The organism is Sorangiineae bacterium MSr11367, assembly GCA_037157805.1.
Classification (GTDB): domain Bacteria; phylum Myxococcota_A; class Polyangia; order Polyangiales; family Polyangiaceae; genus Pendulispora; species Pendulispora rubella.
In genome coordinates this window covers 6,678,082-6,693,768 of the sequence record CP089983.1, presented here as the reverse complement: position 1 = coordinate 6,693,768, position 15,687 = coordinate 6,678,082, and the positions used below count along the sequence as shown (strand labels likewise).

The following is a 15,687-nucleotide window of genomic DNA, read 5'->3' as shown; positions in this document are numbered from 1 at the left end:
AGTGCGGTGAAGACCGCCTCGGCGTCTGCGGGAGGGAAGTCGCCCCCCGCCTTGCGCGTATGATGCGCGGCCCATGCGAGCCATCGTTCCGCTCCTCTTCGTCCTCGCGGCATGCGGAGCGACCGCGCCCCCGTCGCCTTCGCCGCACGCGGCGCCATCCTTGGGCCCGAGCCCGACCAACACCGCGTCGGCATCCTCCTCCCCAGAGCCAGAGCCCGCGCTCCGCACCGTCGAGAACGCGACCTGCGTCATTCGCACCGAAAACGTCACGCTCCTCGAGCCCCTCCCGCTCTCGTACGCCGGCAAGGAATTCGCGTCGGTGCAACGCGCACGGCGCGTCGAGCTGCGTGCCACCCGCGGTGCCGCCACGATGGAAGTCTCCACCGAGCACTTCGCAGCCATCGGAGAAATCCACCTCGAGGACCTCCTCGTCAGCCCCCGCGCTTCGAGCGCTTCGAGCGCGCCCCACGAGGGATGGCTCACCGTGTGGCGTGCCCGCGCGAAGGCCGTCGCCAACGACTCCCTCTCCCTGGAGGTCACCCTCCCGAGCTGCGTTACCCCGGCCGCACCGCTCGCAATCACGTACCCGTGCAACGAGCTCACCTTTCAACCCGAGGTCGAGCCCTCGTCGTACGACTTCCGTTACCTCAAACGCGGCACGAAGATTCCCCTCCGCCTCGCGCCCCGTGGTCCGATTGTCGCCTGGCTCGAGTCGCCCTCCAACGAACCGCCCGAGCAAGTCGCTGAGCTCGAGCGTAAAGGCCGCGCGGTTCGCATCGCCATTCCCGATGCCGACGTCCTGGTTCAAGGTTGGGTGGACGCTTCCACGCTCTCTCCGAAGTGGGCCCCCTCGGCAGACCTGATGGGCGGCATCCTCGTTGCTCCTACGAACCCTCCCGCCGGCAGCACCGTTCAATGCTCGGCCGACGTCCCGTTCTACGTTCGCGCCGACGATTCCACGTCGCCCATGCGCGTTGGCACCCTTCGCGGAAGCACCACCATCCATCATCGTCCCGCGAACGAACGCGGTGAGGTCCCCATCGACCTAGGCCTCGACGCCGCAAGTCTCCCGCCTCCACTGCAGCCCTTCATCCGCGCCGCGGCCATTGCGGGATGCATCGAAGCGCCCGGCAGGTAAGGCACCCGCCTCCATCGATCCAAAAAAACAAAAGCACGCCCGATGGTTCGCCGCACATCGCGCGCGGATTGTCTTTCATGGTATAGGCTCACAAGCTCCTAGCAGCGGCCGCATGAAAAACTTCCCTGGTGCCCGTTACCTGAATTTCCGTTGTACGGGGTGCGGCAATTGCTGCAAAGACCCGCTCCTGCCCCTCACGCAGGATGACATCTCTCGCATCATCGAGCGCACGGGCGACTCACCGAGCCATATTGCGCAGGTGGTCGACAAGCACGCCATCCACATGGATGACGAGCCCGAGGCGTTTGCGATGCTTCGCCAAGGCAAGCGCGTCCTGGTGCTTCGGCACGAGCAGGGGCGCTGCATCTACCTGGGCGACGACAATCGCTGCACCATCTACACGAGCCGCCCGTTGGGCTGCCGCATCTATCCGCTCGATCCGGAGTTCAACAAGAAGAAGAAGCTTCGGCGTCTCACCTTGGTGCAAGCCACCGAGTGCCCGTACGAGATGGACGGCAACGTCGACACCGAGCCGCTCTACGATCTGCAGCAGCGGTATTGGAAGCAGCACGAGGACTACAACACGAAGGTCGCCGAGTGGAACCGCGTGCAGCGTCGTCGCCGCCGCGAGGGGCGCGCCGCGCAGACCGCCCGTGAGTTCTTCACTTTTCTAGGCCTGACCGATTCGGAGCCGAGCAATAAACGCCGCGTGCCGGCGACAACGAAGAGCGCCGACTCCAAGAGCGCCGCTGCGTCGTCCGCGAGCCCTGCAAAAACGCGAAAAGCCAAAGCCCCGGCGAAGACGCGTGCCACGAAGTCGCGAACGGTCGCGAAGCAAAAACGTCGCACCAGTCGGTAGAACGTTTTTCACGCCTACGTCGTCGCGTGATTTACGACGCGCAGCGGCGTTCAAAGTTACTGAGACTGCCATGCTCTCGTCACGGAAAATGGCTTATGACTACCGGTCATGAGCGAACGACTTTCCGCTGGTGGTTGGGGCACGTGGGAGCGCGCGGGGTTGGGGCTTTTGGCGGCGGCCGTGTGCTCGGCGTCGGCCATCTCCGCGTGCGGCGGTGAAGATCACTCCGCGAACAACGCGGGGGGCGAAGGCGCGGCCTCGCCGGGCGTGTACGAGCCTCCGTCCGAGGGGCCCGAGCCCGCGGCCGACACGAACGAAGCCGCCGACGAGGCGCCGAGCGTGGCGGCGGCGGACATCCCGACGGATGCCAACTTCAAGGTCGCCTTCATTGGCGATACGGCATCGGGCGAAGATTTTCGCACCGTCCTGCAGCTCGTGAAGCGCGAGGCGGCGCAGCTCGTGGTCGTACAGGGCGACCTCACCTACGACGGCGAGGCGCCGCCGGAATGGTTTTCCGCCATCGATGCGGAGATCAACACCGCGCAAACCAAGATTCCCTACTTCGTCTCGAAGGGAAACCACGACAGCGGCTGGAGCCAAATCGGCTCGGGGCTGAAGAGCCGCATGGCCACGTGGAACATCCCCTCGGAAAACAACGACCCCACGAAGAAGAACTACTCCGTCGTCTACAAGGGCCTCAAAATCGTGATGGTCTCGGACTCGGAGACGAGCCCCAGCCGCGCGACCTACGTCAAGGACCGCCTCGCGAACGACGCGCACATTTGGAAGATCTGTAGCTGGCACAAGAACCAGCGCGCCACCAACGTCGGCCCGAAGAGCGACGAGATGGGCTGGACCATCTACGAGAACTGCCGCGCCCAAGGTGCCATCGTTGCGCAGGGACACTCGCACACGTACTCGCGCAGCAAGACCGTGACGAACGATCAGAGCCAAACCATCGATTCGTCGTGCAACAGCGCGTTCGACCTTTGCGTGGCGCCGGGCAAGCACTTCTTCTTCGACAGCAGCCTTGGCGGGCACGACATGCGTCCGCTCAACACGACGGTGGCGAGCAAACCCTATTGGGGCTCGACCTACGCGAGCAGCTTCGGCGCCCTCTTCATCACGTTCCACGTCGATGGCGATCCCCGCAAGGCTCGCGGCTACTTCAAGACCGTCGACAACGTCATCATCGACCCGCCCGCCTCGAGCGGCAAGACGAGCTTCACCATCACCCGCGCTCCCTAAGGTAACGTTCAATTGAACGTACCGGTTCTCGAATCATCGCTGTGCGAGAACTGCGGCAGCGGGACGAACCGGCGGGACCGGCGCGATGTTCGGTTCAAAAAGCGAGGATCGCCACCACGTCTGGCGATCTTTGCGCGAGAAGCGGACAAGGGCGCCGGGCCCGCCGGGCTGGTCTCGCTGCCGCTGCTCGACCGCAGTGTCCTTTCCGATAGGGATGACCTTTCGAGCGTTGCGTTAATGAGCGCGCGGAAGGCGCGCCAGGAGTTCGCGTGCTTCGTCGTTGCGGCCGAGGTCGTGAAGGGCGCGGGCGCGCAGGGTGAGCGATTCGGGAAAGGCGTCGGGGCGTGTGGTCTCCGGCGCCAGGAGGCGCTCGGCTTCGGCCGGATCGCCTCCTTCGAGCGTGGCGCCGGCGAGATCGTGGGTGAGCTCGCGGCGTCGGCGCGGATCGTTCGTTCCCGTGAGGGCGGTGCGGAATGCGGTCTTCGCGTCGGCGAAACGGCGCAGGGCAATGTACGTGGTGCCCATGTTTTCCAGGGCGGCGGTGCGATCGACGAAGGCCAGCACTCCGGGCCAAGGTGCGAGGGCCGCCTCGTACTTCTTGGCGGCGGCGGCGAAGCGATGGGCCTGGCGGTCGGCGTCCGCGAGGTAAAATTGGCCTTCGCGACACGCGGGTTGTGCGGCGACTTCGGGCCTCCAGAGGGATTCGTCGTCGTGAAACCGGCGCGCGTCGACGAGCGAGAGGGCGGCGAAGGCGGCGGCCAGTGCGCCCGCGGCGACGGAGGCCCTGCGCGGGAGGCGGTCCAGGGCTTCGGCGGCGAGCATCGCGGCGAAGGTGAGGGGGACGTAGAAATAGTGCGGCGACCACCAGCGCATGATGGGAACCAGCTGCAGCGACGGCAGCAGCGCGAGGGCGAGCAAGAGCGCCGGTCCACGACGGCGAACGGCGAGGCGCGCGAGGGCCACCGCGATGGCCAACCCGAGCAGCGACATGGGGTGCCACACCGGCGTGATGCGGAAGGCGTCGCACACGTGCCGATCCAGCGGAAAGAGCACGGCCCCCGCGCCCTTGGCCAGCGATGCGAGGCGCGTGCCGATGGCCTCGGACACGGACATCGCCTCGTGCGATGCACGCCACGAGGGCGCGAACGCCAGGCGCAACGCGAGGGCGGCGACCAGCGCGCCGCCTTCGGCGAGCCAGGTTCGGCGGCGTTTGGGGAGCCCCCCCAATGCGACGAGAAACAGCGGCGCCAGAACGAGCGCCACCTCTTTGGTCAGCGCGCCCGCGAGCAGGGCGGCCGCCGCCGCGATGGGGCGCTCGCGCACGTGAAAGACGACGAGCGCGAGCAAGGCCACGACGACCATCGCCTCGGAGCGGAAGGCGATGGCGTTGGCCGGCAGATCCGCCAACGGGTGCACGGCGAAGAGGATCCCCGCGAGGGTGGCCGCCCTGCGCGAAAGACCGAGCGCGTCTGCCGCGGCGACGACCATCGCCGAGGCCGCAGCGTGCCAGGCGAGGCTGGTGGCGTGGAAGGCGAGGGGAGTTCCCGCGAGCGCATCGATGGAAAGGGAGAGGGCCATCAGCGGGCGGTAAAAGCCGGTGCCGGCAAAGCCTTGCGTGAACGCTTCGTGCCAATGCGAAGGCGGGAAAATGGCCAGGCCCTCTTCGATGTGGGCGTGGTCGAGCCAGAGAAACCCCGCACCGAGCGCGCCGAGATGCGTGCAGAGTGCACATGCGATCACGAGAAGCCATCGCCCCATTGGGGGCACGCTAACATGGAGAGCCGATGAGACTGTGGCCGTTGGTGTTGGGTGGAGCGGCGTTGGCCGTGGGGATGGCTTTCGTGTTGGCGCCCCCCCACGTCAAACCTCCTCGTCCGGGGGAGGGCGCGAACGTGCTCGATGCTCGTCCGGCGTACGCTGGGCCAATGGGTAAGGTGAACGTCGCCGTTTTCGATGACGGGGCGCCGCTGGCGGGGAGGCACATCGTTTTTCAGGACGGGGCGGGCGCCGTCGTTGCCGAGGCAACGTCCGGCGACGATGGGAAAGCCTCCGCGGATGCGCCCGCGGGGGGCATGGTCACCGTGGCCTATGGAAATAGCGTTTATCAATTGATCACCGTGACCGGTGTGCAGCCCGGCGACGACATCGTCATCGGTGAAACGGAGGACGAGGGCGGGGCGGCGCGCGTCGTGAGTACGGCGCGGGTCAAGCTCCCCGGAGCGTACCCGAAGGCGGCGCGCTACACCGTGAGCCTCGGCGTCGGGGCCACGGAGGTACCGCGTGTGGCCGATCCGCTGCCCCTGCCGGTGGCAAAACGCTTTCTCGTCGACGAAAAGAAATTCCGCGTGCTCGGGGAGGCGCTCGACGAAAAAGGCGCACCCGCCGCCTACGCCTTCGACTGGGCCAACCTTTCGACGAACGCCGCGCGCCGGGACGTCGACGTGCGGCTGCCCGCCTGGAGCCGCACCTTTCGCGAGTTCACCCTCGCACTGTCGGCGCCGACCGAGGGGCTCACCGCCGTCGAAGGCCAGGTCTCCGTTCTGGCCAACGAGCGCGATCGCTTCGAGCGCCCGCGGCAGAGCGCCTCCATGGCCGGCCCCACGCCGCTGCGCTTCTTGATCCCCAAGGCCCTCGAGGGCGACACCGTTTACCGGCTCGAATTCTCGTACGGCGCCTCCCCGGACAAGGCCATGCTTGCCCGAAGCGACAAGGCCCTCTCGGATACGACCCGCATCGATTTGCGCGAAGCCCTGCTCCCACGCATCTCCTTGGCGACCGTCGAGGCAGGGGCCGACGTCGCACGCCCCACCGTTCGCTACCGCGTTGCCGGCGATGCCTCCCAGGCCGATGCGGCCATCGTTCGCCTCGCATGGCACGACGCCCGTGAGCATCTGTGGACCATCCTCGCGCCTCCGGCAACCCCGGAGATCCAGCTCCCCCAGCTTCCCGCGTCCCTCAAAGACTGGATCCCGGGCCGCACCCCTCTTTCGGCCGCCGCCGCACTCGTCGAAGCTTCCTTCTACAAAGGCTACGACGACATTCGCCACGAAGGCCTGACGGAATTCATCGAAGACCCCGAGTCCGGCGAACCACGCACCTGGCGCTACTCCGCCACCGGCGACATCTCGTTCTAGGGAAACAGCCGCGCCGCGCCGACATCCGCCAGAAAACCGGATTCGAAAAAGCGTTTTGCGCCGCTTCGTATCCTTCCCAATTGCACGCCATCCAGGAAAACCGCGCCGCCGGTGCGCGAATAGCTCATCAAATTATCGTCCACCTGGCTGTGCGGATTTCCAAAGAAGTGGCCCAGCTCGTGGGCCAGCACCGTCGGCTTCGCGTGGGCGGCCACGATGAGGTAACTCTTCTTCCAGCACACGCCCATGCGGGGCCGCCCCGGCTCGTCCACGTCCTCCAGCGACTTCACGATGAAGATCGGAATCGTTCCCCGGCCCATCACCTGCGCGGCGAGCGCATCGCGGTCCTCGCGCGAGTGCATTTCCGCGTACCGCTCGGAAAGCATGCCCTCGGCCGTCCAGCGAAAGTCGACCTCCGCTGCCGCGAAAAGGCGATTGGCCTCTTCGATCTGGGCGAACACCCAGGCATCGTCCCGAACCGGTTGTCCGTCGTAGCGGGCAATCGCAATCGCGAGACCAAACGTCGTCAACACACCGTGCATGTGCACGGATGCTACTGCAACTGCTGCTCGATCACGTGGGACAAGTGTTCGGGGGATGGCCCCACCGACCACAAATAGTCCGTGAGGAAGCTCTGACGCAGCTTCGTGCGCCCGCTCAGCGGAAACTTGGTCTCGTCCGCCAAGATCGTCTCACTGCGCTGCTCCGTCCCCGCGTGTTGGTGGCATCCCACGCAGTTCGTCTGCGCATTGTGCGCGCCCTTCTCGATGTACGGATTGCTGCACCAGGTTGGTGCACCCTTGCCGCCGTGCGCCGCGGCCAAGGCATCGCCCAAGGAGCCCTCGAAGCCACCGCGCGGATCCATGTCGTGCTCTTCGTACGACGTGACCACGCACATCTTGTAGTGCGACCACGGGCCACCCAGCTTCGTGATCGACTCGGGGCGGTCCGCACCGAAATCCGTATTCGGCTCGGCCGACCACCACACCGTGATCCATAGCCACTCGCGCAGCTCCTTGGTCATCAGGTGCATCCCCGTCAGCCGGAAGCTCGCGCCGTCGCTCAATCGAATCGTGTAAACGTCCGAGGTCCCCGGCGAGGCTTCGCCCTGCCCATTGCCCCAGCCACCATCGTCGAGTTCACCGCTTCGCCGCTTGGCCAGCGTCTCCGCCGACGTATCGTGCGTGCGCAGCTTTCCGTTGAAGTCCGCGCGGTTCCACGACGTCTTCACCACAGCGGCATCGACGGGAAATTCCTCGCCCAAACACGGCGCAAAGCTCGTCGGCGATGGGGCGGGATCGTCCGTGCGCGCCGACAGGCACCCTTGCGTGTGCGCATAGTTCTTCATCAGGTGCGTCACCGTGCCCGGGCTGTACGTCACCCGCTGGTTCGCACCGAGACCATCGACCGCCGGCGCATCGATCAGCAGCCGCAGTCGCTCCGCATAATCGTCGTCCGATGCCTCGCCGCGCGACGCCGCATTGGCCGTGAGGGCCGCGGTCACCTCGTCATCCCGCAGCGGGCGGCGCGCCGCCTTGTCTTCGGGCGACATCGCCTTCAACGCACCATCGAAGGCGCGCGTGAAATCATCCTTGCCGTACCACGTGCGAAACGCCGGCAGCTGCGCGGCGGCGCCGCCATCGAGCTTCTCCAGCTTCTCGGCAATCGCCACCGGCCGCAGCACCCGCGCCACGGCCTGCCAAGCCGCCTCGCGGCGCGCCTTTTGCGACGCCGCGAGTTCGGAGGTTCGTCCAGCCAGCCCACGATCGGCCTCGTACGGGGCACCCAGCCCCACGATCTTCCGCTCCATGGGCCGGATCTCTTGCGAATCGCGGCCAGTCCCTTCCCGAGTCTCACCCCCCGAGCTGCACGCCACCAAAGCCGCCGCGAGCAGCGCCGACACCAGACCGGGAGTGACCGCGAAACGCCGTACCATCAGTTCCCCTGCGCCAACCGCACGAGGGCCGCGTCCGTCGCTGCGACGTATTCCTTCTTCGCCACCGCGTCGCGCACCTCGAAATACAGCCACCCGTCGGAGCGGAAGTGCGGGAACAGCGCAAACTGCCCCGGCCCCATGTGCGTCACCGCCACCTTTTCACCGGTGACGAAGTCGACGACGTAAATGTCACTCCCGCCCTTGTCCTTGTACGGCGCCCACGCTGCGTCGCTCGGGAAGTCCTTGCGCGTCAGGTAGTGGTACGTCACCAAGAACCGCTCGTCGTAGGAGAAATTCGCCTTGTTGCCGTCCATGCACACATGGCCCAGCTCGCGCAGCGCAAATCGGTATTCGCTGCCCGCGGTCGACGTGGTCACCTCGCGGATGGCATATCCGAGTTGCACGCCCTGCCCATTCACCTCGCCGGCCACGCGGTTCGCGAGCAGCGCCGTCGAGGGCGACATCATCGTGTCCCCTTCGAACGGCGTCGTCAGCGTCGTCCGCTGCGTGATCGCGTAGGTGCCATTGTCGTCGGCGCGCGAGACCTGAATCGTTGCGCCGGCGTCCGGTCCCGCCACCGGCACGGGATCCGTTTCCAGGAAGCGCCGTCCGCCGTCATCGCCAACCCATTTGCTGGTCACGATGAACCGATCGGGAAAGGCATTGTCGCCCATCGGCTGGCCGATGGTCTGATAGAGACCCGTCGTTCCCAGCCGCGAGCACTCCGGCTCGTTGAAGGTGATTTGCGCCGTCGCCGCCTTGGTGAGCAAGCTTTGTGCGCAGTACACCGCGCCGGCACCCTGGAACATGAAGCCGCTGTTGTCCGGGTAGAAGCTCGGATCGTAGCTCGCCTTCGCCCAGATATCGCGCGTCTGCGGAGCTGCCGCATTCAACGCCGCCGCGAGATCCGTCACCACCGCGCCGCCTTCGCTCCGTCCCGACACGCCGCTGGCCACGAAGCGCCCGTCGGCCGAGCCGCGCGTCCAGTAGAAGCTCTTGTACCCGAGCTCGCGCAGCACGCGCACGGTCGTTCCCTCCGGCGCCCACGACTTCGCAAACGTCGTGCTGTCCGCCTTGGGGAAAATGTCCTTTCCGTTGCGCTGCTGCGTGAAGCACTGCGCCGGTGCGGCATTGTCGTCGCACGCGAACATCTTCACGCGCCGCTCACGGTTCACCGCTGCCCAGCCCTTGGTGCGCATCTTGCGCGCATGCGCGGTCAGCCCGGTGAAGTCGTCCGTGCACGTCGTCGGACGCGGTTGCTCAGGCAACAATTCGTCCAACTTGGGCAGCCCTTTGCCCGCCCAGGTCATCAGCGTCTCGTATTCCGTCGCCGTGAGGCGTTCGAACGCCGGATCGACAGGCATGAGCACGCCGGCGCGGAATGCCGCGTATTCGTCCTCGCTGCGGAACAACCCGCCGAGGAGCTTGCCCTGCTCAAGGGTCTTCGGGTGCCGGGTGGGATTCACGTTGGGGCCCACGCCGAAGTGCGAGCCCGCCGCCAAAAAGCCAATCTGTGCCGGCGAAAAGCCCGATGCCTCGTCCGCCGGATTCTGGCGAAGCCGGTTCACGCGCTGCGTGGCCGGTGTGTTGGCGTCGCGCAACGACGTCATGGTCGTCGCGTAGTCGTTCGCCCACTTCCGCACGGAGGCGCGGTTGATATCGTGGCAGCGCTGGCACTGGTCCATGCGCCCATCGACCTTGGCGCCCAGAATGCGCAACGAAGAAAGCGCGAGGTCGCTGTCGCTTTGGACGGCGGCCGACGTCTCACCGAACTGCTCGCCCTGGTCCTCCGCCTGCGAGGAGCACGCGAAGGGCATCACGAGTATTACGGGTGCAAAAAGCCGAAAGGCTGAAATCGAATGAAGTCGCATCGTTTCGTTCTCGCGATCGAAAAATCAAAGGGTGGGGCGCGGCGGATTTTGCGGGCCGCGCGGAACGTCGGCGAAGACGCATCCCGCCGCATTCGGGTTGTTGCCGCAGGCAATGATGTGGTCTGCGGCCTTCTTCCACTTCGACGTCTTCCACGACTCGAAGTTCAAGCCGTCGACGCGCGTCGGCATGGTGTGCGTCTTCTCGAAGCTCGCCTTGTACGAATCGGTCATCTTGGCGAAGAAGGAATTGCCCGCCTCCCCCAAGCCCACGGCCGTTCCCCACGGCGTGAACTGGGTCATCATGCCGCGGCCGCCCTGCGGCCCCGCGATGCGGTGGCACGTGGTGCAGGCCGACGCTTCTTCGCTGACCAGCTGCTGGCCGATCTCCCAGCCCTGCGCATCCATGTTGAGGACGTAATACGGCGCATCGAGCCAGCTGATCGGGAAGTCCGGGTGCTCGCCCATCTTGGGAACGATGCTCCGTCCGTCCTTGCGCAGCGCCCCGTCGATCCACGGGCTATGCACGAAGGCGTCGGCCGAGTGGCAGCTGGTCATGCAGTAGCCTTCCGGCGAAGGCTCCCAGGTGTTCTTCGCCTTCGTCAGGTCGCCCGGGTGCGCAATGTGGGCGCCGTCGGTTTTGCGCGCGATTTGGTTCTGGAAGAAGCACGTCTTCCCGGTCTTCGGGTTGTGCCCGATCATCGCCATGTCGTTGAACTTCTTCGACTTGGTCATGCCGACGCGCGAAGGATCTTCCCCGGCGCGGCAGAGAAGCACCCAGTGCGTGCCCTTGTCGTTCTTCGCCGTGGTCACCGTCGGTCCGGGCTCGCAGCCTTCCGACAGGTATTGCGCTTTGTCGCACTTGTTCACGCAATTGTAATTGTCGAATCCTCCGCCGCCCGGCTTGGTCGTGTCGCACTTGTCCTTGGGCGCGTCGTCGACGGTGAGCGGAATGAGCGCGCCCTCCACGCCAGCAATCTTCACCGGTGAGCCCGTGCCGTTCGATCCCATGAAGTCGCGGCAGTCGAACGTCTCGTATTTGCCATTCGCGATTTTCTTGAAGAAGGGAATCTCGCCCATCTCCTGCACGCAGAACTCGGCATACTTCTCGACGCTCTGGATGGGCTCCTCGGCGGCCGCGAGGACCACCGAACGCCCCACCCGTGACTCGCTCTGTGCGATGTCGGCCGCATAGGCGAGGCTCGTCTGCACCTTGGCCTGGACCTGTCCGTCCTTCACCACACACGCCTCGACGACGGCGTCGGTGCCCAGCGCGACATCGTCTGCGCCGATTTCACCGCGCTGCCACGCGTCCGAGCCGAATCGTTTGCGAAGTTCCAAAAGCGACGCATCGACGGCAGGTCCCTCGAAGCGTACGCCCGTCGGGATGTTGATACCGGGCCCCGCCAGGGAACCCGATTCGGCGAGCTCGCTGCAGGACAGATCGCGCTCGGATTGCACCGACAGCGAGCCGCGTCGGGCGCGGACGTAGACCTGCTCGCCTTCCTCTAGCGGGCGGTTCGTGCGGGCGTCCACGCGGTGTGCATTCGCGTCGTAGGTGACGCGCAGCCCCAACTGATTCCCAACCCCCGTAACGGTCTCCGTATGTTCGTGCTCGCCGTCCGCACCCGAACAGCCCACGAACGGCGCCGCAATGGCCGCGCCGACAAGCACCAAGACAAGACTTCCATTTGGAAGAGAACGCTTCGATCGCACGATGGAAAACACCTCCGCGCTCGGCGGAATGACCCGCCAACGCTCCACTGAATGACGCTACCCCTCATGGCCTGCCGCAAAAAAAAATTGCGTCGCCGGTAAAGTGCGCCCTCAAGTAGTGCGCGATCAACGCATCGTCAACACACAAGGCCCACTTTCGACCACAATGATGCCGTCCGGACATGAATCGGTTCACGAGGCCTGGCGGCCTCGTAGGCCTCATCTCCAAAGATTCCTCAGTCTGCGACCGGTTCGGACCGTGGGCCGTGCAATTGGCACTTGGCTGTTCGAATCACACGCGCGCGTGCATCAAGTGCCCCAATGCTCCCGTTCGCAAGTTGTCTTTTCGACCATCGAAATAGAGCGCATTGATGTCATCGGGTGCGAACGGCGTTGCATCTGCGAATCCCATTTCGCAAAGCTCGTTGGCCAGGTCGCTTGGTTCGAAGAACGTCACCCAGGGTTCTCCCATGGCCGCCACGCGCGCGGAAAAGGTCTCGAACCACTGCTTCCCTTCGCCGGTGAGCAACTCCGGAAGCGGCGCGAAGTCGAAGACGATCTCCGATCCTCGCGGCCTATTGCGAATGAATTGCAACGTCGATATCACCGCGCTTCGCGTGAGGTACGGCGTGACGCCCAGCCACGAGAAGAACGCGGGGGCCTCGGAGTCGAAACCCGCGGCGCGCAAGCCTTCGGCGAGCGTCTGCCTTTCGAAATCGACGGGCGCGAAAATCACGTGCGGCGGCACCTCGATGCCTGCGTCGGCCAGGCGATCGCGTTTCCAGCTCTGCGTCGCCGGGTGATCCACCTCGAAAATGAACACCGACGAATGCTCATGGCGGTAGGCGAAGGTGTCGAGCCCCGCACCGAGCACCACGCATTGACGAACGCCGCGCGCGAACGTTGCCTCGGCAGCGTCCTCGGAATAGCGACTCCGCGCCACGAGAAAAGCACGTAGCGCACGCAACGGCGGCGACTGGAACGTCGCGACGTCATTGGCGATGGTCTCCTCCACGTCGGGCCCGAGGATGCGCAGGGCCAGCGGATCGTCGAACACCAGCGGCACATCGAGAAGGCGATGGGCGGCTCGTCCAAAGGCCACACGCATGGCCGTGGTGCTCGGGCGGTTGTCTTCCATGACGGCATGAGTGGCGTGAGCCGACCGAAATCAGGCAGCCTTGAGGACAACTCTGTTAACGTTGGGCTATGCCTGGCGCCCTGAGGTGGCTGACTCTTCTGCTGGTGGCGGGCGCGGCATGGGCGTTCTATCCGCTGTGGCCGGCACTCTTGCTCGCGCTCTGGGTGGCGACCATGGCGCGTCCGCTTTTGGCCCGCGTGGCGAAGGTCACCCGTGGACGAAGGCGTGCGGCGGCGGCGCTCACGGTTCTTCTGGTGCTCGCGCTGTTTCTTCCGGTGGTCTTTGCCGTCGTTCCGCTCGCGCACGATGCCGTGTCGCTCGTGGGAAGGCTCTCACAGTCCGAGGGCGCGCAAACCGCACTCCGCTCGTTGGTGTCGGACGGCGGAGGCGATGCCGAGGGCCGCGCTCGGGGGCCGGGCGAGCTGCTCGCCCAGGTCAAATCGCTCCAAGGGGCCATCGATCTCGTGCGCGAGCACGGTGCCGCGGCCGCACGCATCGCGGGAAATCTCGCGGGCGCGCTCGCCAATGCGCTGCTGCTCCTGTTCCTCTTCTTCTACGCCACGTACACCTTCTTGACCGACGGGCCCGATCTCTACGCGTGGTTCGAGGCGCATGCGCCGTTGAAGCGCGAGCATACGCAGCGGTTGGCGGGAGCGTTCAACGAGACGGGGCGCGGATTGTTCGTCGGTGTGGGGCTCGCCGGGCTCTCGCAAGGTCTGGTCGCCACCATCACGTACTTCGCCTTGGGGATCCCACGTGCGCTGGTGCTGGGCCTTTTGACGTGCGTGGCCTCGCTGCTCCCGTCGGTGGGCACCGCGCTCGTGTGGGCGCCGGTGGCCTTGGGCCTCGCGTTGAGCGGACGAACCGGGCCGGCCATCATCATGACGGTGGTGGGCGTGGTCGTGGTCGGATCGATCGACAACCTGCTCCGCCCGGTCTTCGCGCGCTACGGCGAGCTCGATCTCTCCACGTTCGCGCTCTTGCTGTCCATCTTCGGCGGCCTCGCGGCGTTCGGCGGGTGGGGCGTCATTCTGGGACCGCTCGTCGTTCGTTTGGCCAAGGAGGCCTTGGTCATTCTGCGCGAAGACGCATGACCGCGCCCATCGCGCGAATGTCCGCGATTTTCGCCTCGAAAGGCCCCCAATCGTCGCGCGTGTCGATGGCGCTCCAGATGTCCTCGATCTCGTCGATGAGCAAGGTGCACGGATCTTCGCGCTCGAAGTACGCGTCGCCGAGCGCGTCGGGCCTCACCGCGGCATAGCCGGCGAGGGCGCTGTGGAAGGCGTCGAACGCGGGGCCTTGGTAGCGATCGGCTCGGGCCGAGGCCATGGTGCGTGCCGCGCGCGGGATGCCTCCGTACCAATCGAAGAAGAAGGCGTCGTAGCCCACGCTCCGCGGATGGCCCGCGTCCGCGTCGAGGAATCCGTAGATGCCATCGACGAGGCGCGCATCCTCGTCGACCTCGCGCGAGACGACCCCGAGCCGCGCGAGAAGGCCCGCCCGCATCGCGGTGTGAAAGGCATCCTCGAAGGCGAGCATCGCCGGATGGAAATCCGCATCCGGCGCGAGAGGCCGCAGGGCATCGGCGAGCCGTGCCACGTTCCAGAGCACCACGGTGGGCTGCCGCCCGAACGCGTACCGGCCGCCCTCATCGAAGTACGCGGCCACGAAGTCCGGATCGTACCGCGGCAAGAACCGGTAGGGGCCGTAGTCGAAGCTCTCGCCGGTGATGGACATGTTGTCCGTGTTGAGCACCCCGTGAACGAAGCCCGTGGCCATCCAACGGGCCGCGAGCCTCGCACTTCGCTCGCCCACGATCTTCACGAAGGCGACGACCCGCTCCTCGAGGCCCGTCACGTCCTTTGCCCCATGCAACTCCGGCACATAGTGCTCGATCGAAAAATCGAACAACCGACGAAGCCGCTCCACGTCGCGTGCATGCGCATGCCGCTGAAAGCTGCCGAAGCGCACGTGCGAGTGGCTCAGACGCACCAGCACCGACGAACGCGTGGGGGAGGGCTCGTCGCCCCGAAAAAGCATCTCGCCCGTCTCGAACAGGCTGAACGACTTCGAGGTGTACACCCCCGCGGCCTCGAGCATTTCCGTGGCGAGCACCTCGCGCACGCCGCCCTTCAAGGTGAGCTTCCCGTCGCCGCCGCGTGACCAGGGCGTGGTGCCACTGCCCTTGGTTCCCAAATCCAGAAGACGGCCGCCTGCCTCGGACGACTCACGCAACTGCGCGAAAAGAAAGCCGCGTCCGTCGCCCAGCGCCGGGTTGTAAATCCCGAATTGATGGCCGTGATACCGAAGGGCCAACGGTGCCTTCAGATTGCCGGGCAAGGGCTCGAATCGGGCAAAGTGCGTTTCCCAAGCGGCGTCGTCGAGCTCTCCGAGCCCGAGCCGCTCCGCCCACCGCTGATTGCGAAAGCGAAGGTGGTGCACCGGAAAGCGGGCCGGCGTGACGGGATCGTAAAAACCATCGCCCAATTCGGCGAAAACCGGTGCAGCGATGTACGAAGAAGTCATCATCTCTCTCGAGGGGGTGGGGCCCGCGGAGCCCCCCCACGAACATGCCCGGCGCGGTGAAGTCCCACGAATCTGCGTGCGGGAAAAGTGTATGCCAGGGCCGTTCCCGTTTTTCAACTCGTCC

Annotated in this window: 12 protein-coding genes; 5 read left to right on the top strand and 7 right to left on the bottom strand. The window is 65.8% G+C overall.

Going from position 1 to position 15,687, the window contains the following annotated elements; genetic code table 11:
• The first annotated feature begins 73 nt into the window (after positions 1 to 73).
• The 3 genes from LVJ94_25715 to LVJ94_25705 all read left to right on the top strand — a co-directional run bounded on the left by LVJ94_25715 (position 74) and on the right by LVJ94_25705 (position 3,245).
• Complete coding sequence (locus tag LVJ94_25715) at positions 74 to 1,138, top strand: hypothetical protein (GenBank protein WXB10612.1); 1,065 nt, start codon at positions 74 to 76, stop codon at positions 1,136 to 1,138.
• Between the two features lie 112 nt (positions 1,139 to 1,250).
• Positions 1,251 to 1,997: a YkgJ family cysteine cluster protein gene (locus LVJ94_25710; protein WXB10611.1), complete on the top strand. Its 747-nt coding sequence runs from the start codon at positions 1,251 to 1,253 to the stop codon at positions 1,995 to 1,997.
• A gap of 108 nt (positions 1,998 to 2,105) precedes the next feature.
• Positions 2,106 to 3,245, top strand: a complete 1,140-nt coding sequence (locus LVJ94_25705) for a metallophosphoesterase (GenBank protein ID WXB10610.1) — start codon at positions 2,106 to 2,108, stop codon at positions 3,243 to 3,245.
• A gap of 234 nt (positions 3,246 to 3,479) precedes the next feature.
• Here the strand turns inward: LVJ94_25705 and LVJ94_25700 are convergent, their stop codons facing one another.
• Positions 3,480 to 5,003 (bottom strand): hypothetical protein, encoded by a 1,524-nt coding sequence (locus LVJ94_25700; protein WXB10609.1) that lies wholly within the window; start codon positions 5,001 to 5,003, stop codon positions 3,480 to 3,482.
• Between the two features lie 26 nt (positions 5,004 to 5,029).
• Here LVJ94_25700 and LVJ94_25695 point away from each other — a divergent pair, with 26 nt between their 5' ends.
• Positions 5,030 to 6,379, top strand: a complete 1,350-nt coding sequence (locus LVJ94_25695; protein ID WXB10608.1) for a hypothetical protein — start codon at positions 5,030 to 5,032, stop codon at positions 6,377 to 6,379.
• Here LVJ94_25695 and LVJ94_25690 read toward each other — a convergent pair.
• From LVJ94_25690 to LVJ94_25670, 5 genes are all read right to left on the bottom strand, one after another.
• On the bottom strand, positions 6,376 to 6,912 hold the full coding sequence (locus tag LVJ94_25690; GenBank protein ID WXB10607.1) for a hypothetical protein: 537 nt from the start codon (positions 6,910 to 6,912) through the stop codon (positions 6,376 to 6,378). The genes LVJ94_25695 and LVJ94_25690 overlap by 4 nt on opposite strands.
• A gap of 20 nt (positions 6,913 to 6,932) precedes the next feature.
• The gene (locus LVJ94_25685; protein ID WXB10606.1) at positions 6,933 to 8,315 is read right to left on the bottom strand and encodes a hypothetical protein; all 1,383 of its coding nucleotides are present in this window, start codon (positions 8,313 to 8,315) and stop codon (positions 6,933 to 6,935) included.
• Positions 8,315 to 10,135 (bottom strand): hypothetical protein, encoded by a 1,821-nt coding sequence (locus LVJ94_25680; protein WXB10605.1) that lies wholly within the window; start codon positions 10,133 to 10,135, stop codon positions 8,315 to 8,317. Before LVJ94_25680 ends, LVJ94_25685 begins: the two co-directional genes overlap by 1 nt.
• A 75-nt stretch (positions 10,136 to 10,210) precedes the next feature.
• Positions 10,211 to 11,860, bottom strand: coding sequence for a hypothetical protein (locus tag LVJ94_25675; protein WXB10604.1), 1,650 nt, complete (start codon positions 11,858 to 11,860; stop codon positions 10,211 to 10,213).
• Between the two features lie 331 nt (positions 11,861 to 12,191).
• Positions 12,192 to 13,037, bottom strand: coding sequence for a class I SAM-dependent methyltransferase (locus tag LVJ94_25670; protein WXB10603.1), 846 nt, complete (start codon positions 13,035 to 13,037; stop codon positions 12,192 to 12,194).
• 68 nt (positions 13,038 to 13,105) lie between these two features.
• Here LVJ94_25670 and LVJ94_25665 point away from each other — a divergent pair, with 68 nt between their 5' ends.
• Positions 13,106 to 14,131 carry an AI-2E family transporter gene (locus LVJ94_25665; GenBank protein ID WXB10602.1) on the top strand — a complete coding sequence of 342 codons (1,026 nt, stop codon included), beginning with the start codon at positions 13,106 to 13,108 and terminating at the stop codon, positions 14,129 to 14,131.
• Here LVJ94_25665 and LVJ94_25660 read toward each other — a convergent pair.
• On the bottom strand, positions 14,109 to 15,566 hold the full coding sequence (locus LVJ94_25660; GenBank protein ID WXB10601.1) for a YdiU family protein: 1,458 nt from the start codon (positions 15,564 to 15,566) through the stop codon (positions 14,109 to 14,111). The genes LVJ94_25665 and LVJ94_25660 overlap by 23 nt on opposite strands.
• Positions 15,567 to 15,687 lie beyond the last annotated feature (121 nt).

Coding starts and splice junctions, on each gene's coding strand:
- LVJ94_25700 (WXB10609.1), bottom strand. CDS start 5,003: ATGGGGCGATGGCTTCTCGTGATCGCATGTGCACTCTGCACGCATCTC.
- LVJ94_25665 (WXB10602.1), top strand. CDS start 13,106: ATGCCTGGCGCCCTGAGGTGGCTGACTCTTCTGCTGGTGGCGGGCGCG.
- LVJ94_25715 (WXB10612.1), top strand. CDS start 74: ATGCGAGCCATCGTTCCGCTCCTCTTCGTCCTCGCGGCATGCGGAGCG.
- LVJ94_25670 (WXB10603.1), bottom strand. CDS start 13,037: ATGGAAGACAACCGCCCGAGCACCACGGCCATGCGTGTGGCCTTTGGA.
- LVJ94_25685 (WXB10606.1), bottom strand. CDS start 8,315: ATGGTACGGCGTTTCGCGGTCACTCCCGGTCTGGTGTCGGCGCTGCTC.
- LVJ94_25695 (WXB10608.1), top strand. CDS start 5,030: ATGAGACTGTGGCCGTTGGTGTTGGGTGGAGCGGCGTTGGCCGTGGGG.
- LVJ94_25710 (WXB10611.1), top strand. CDS start 1,251: ATGAAAAACTTCCCTGGTGCCCGTTACCTGAATTTCCGTTGTACGGGG.
- LVJ94_25660 (WXB10601.1), bottom strand. CDS start 15,566: ATGATGACTTCTTCGTACATCGCTGCACCGGTTTTCGCCGAATTGGGC.
- LVJ94_25705 (WXB10610.1), top strand. CDS start 2,106: ATGAGCGAACGACTTTCCGCTGGTGGTTGGGGCACGTGGGAGCGCGCG.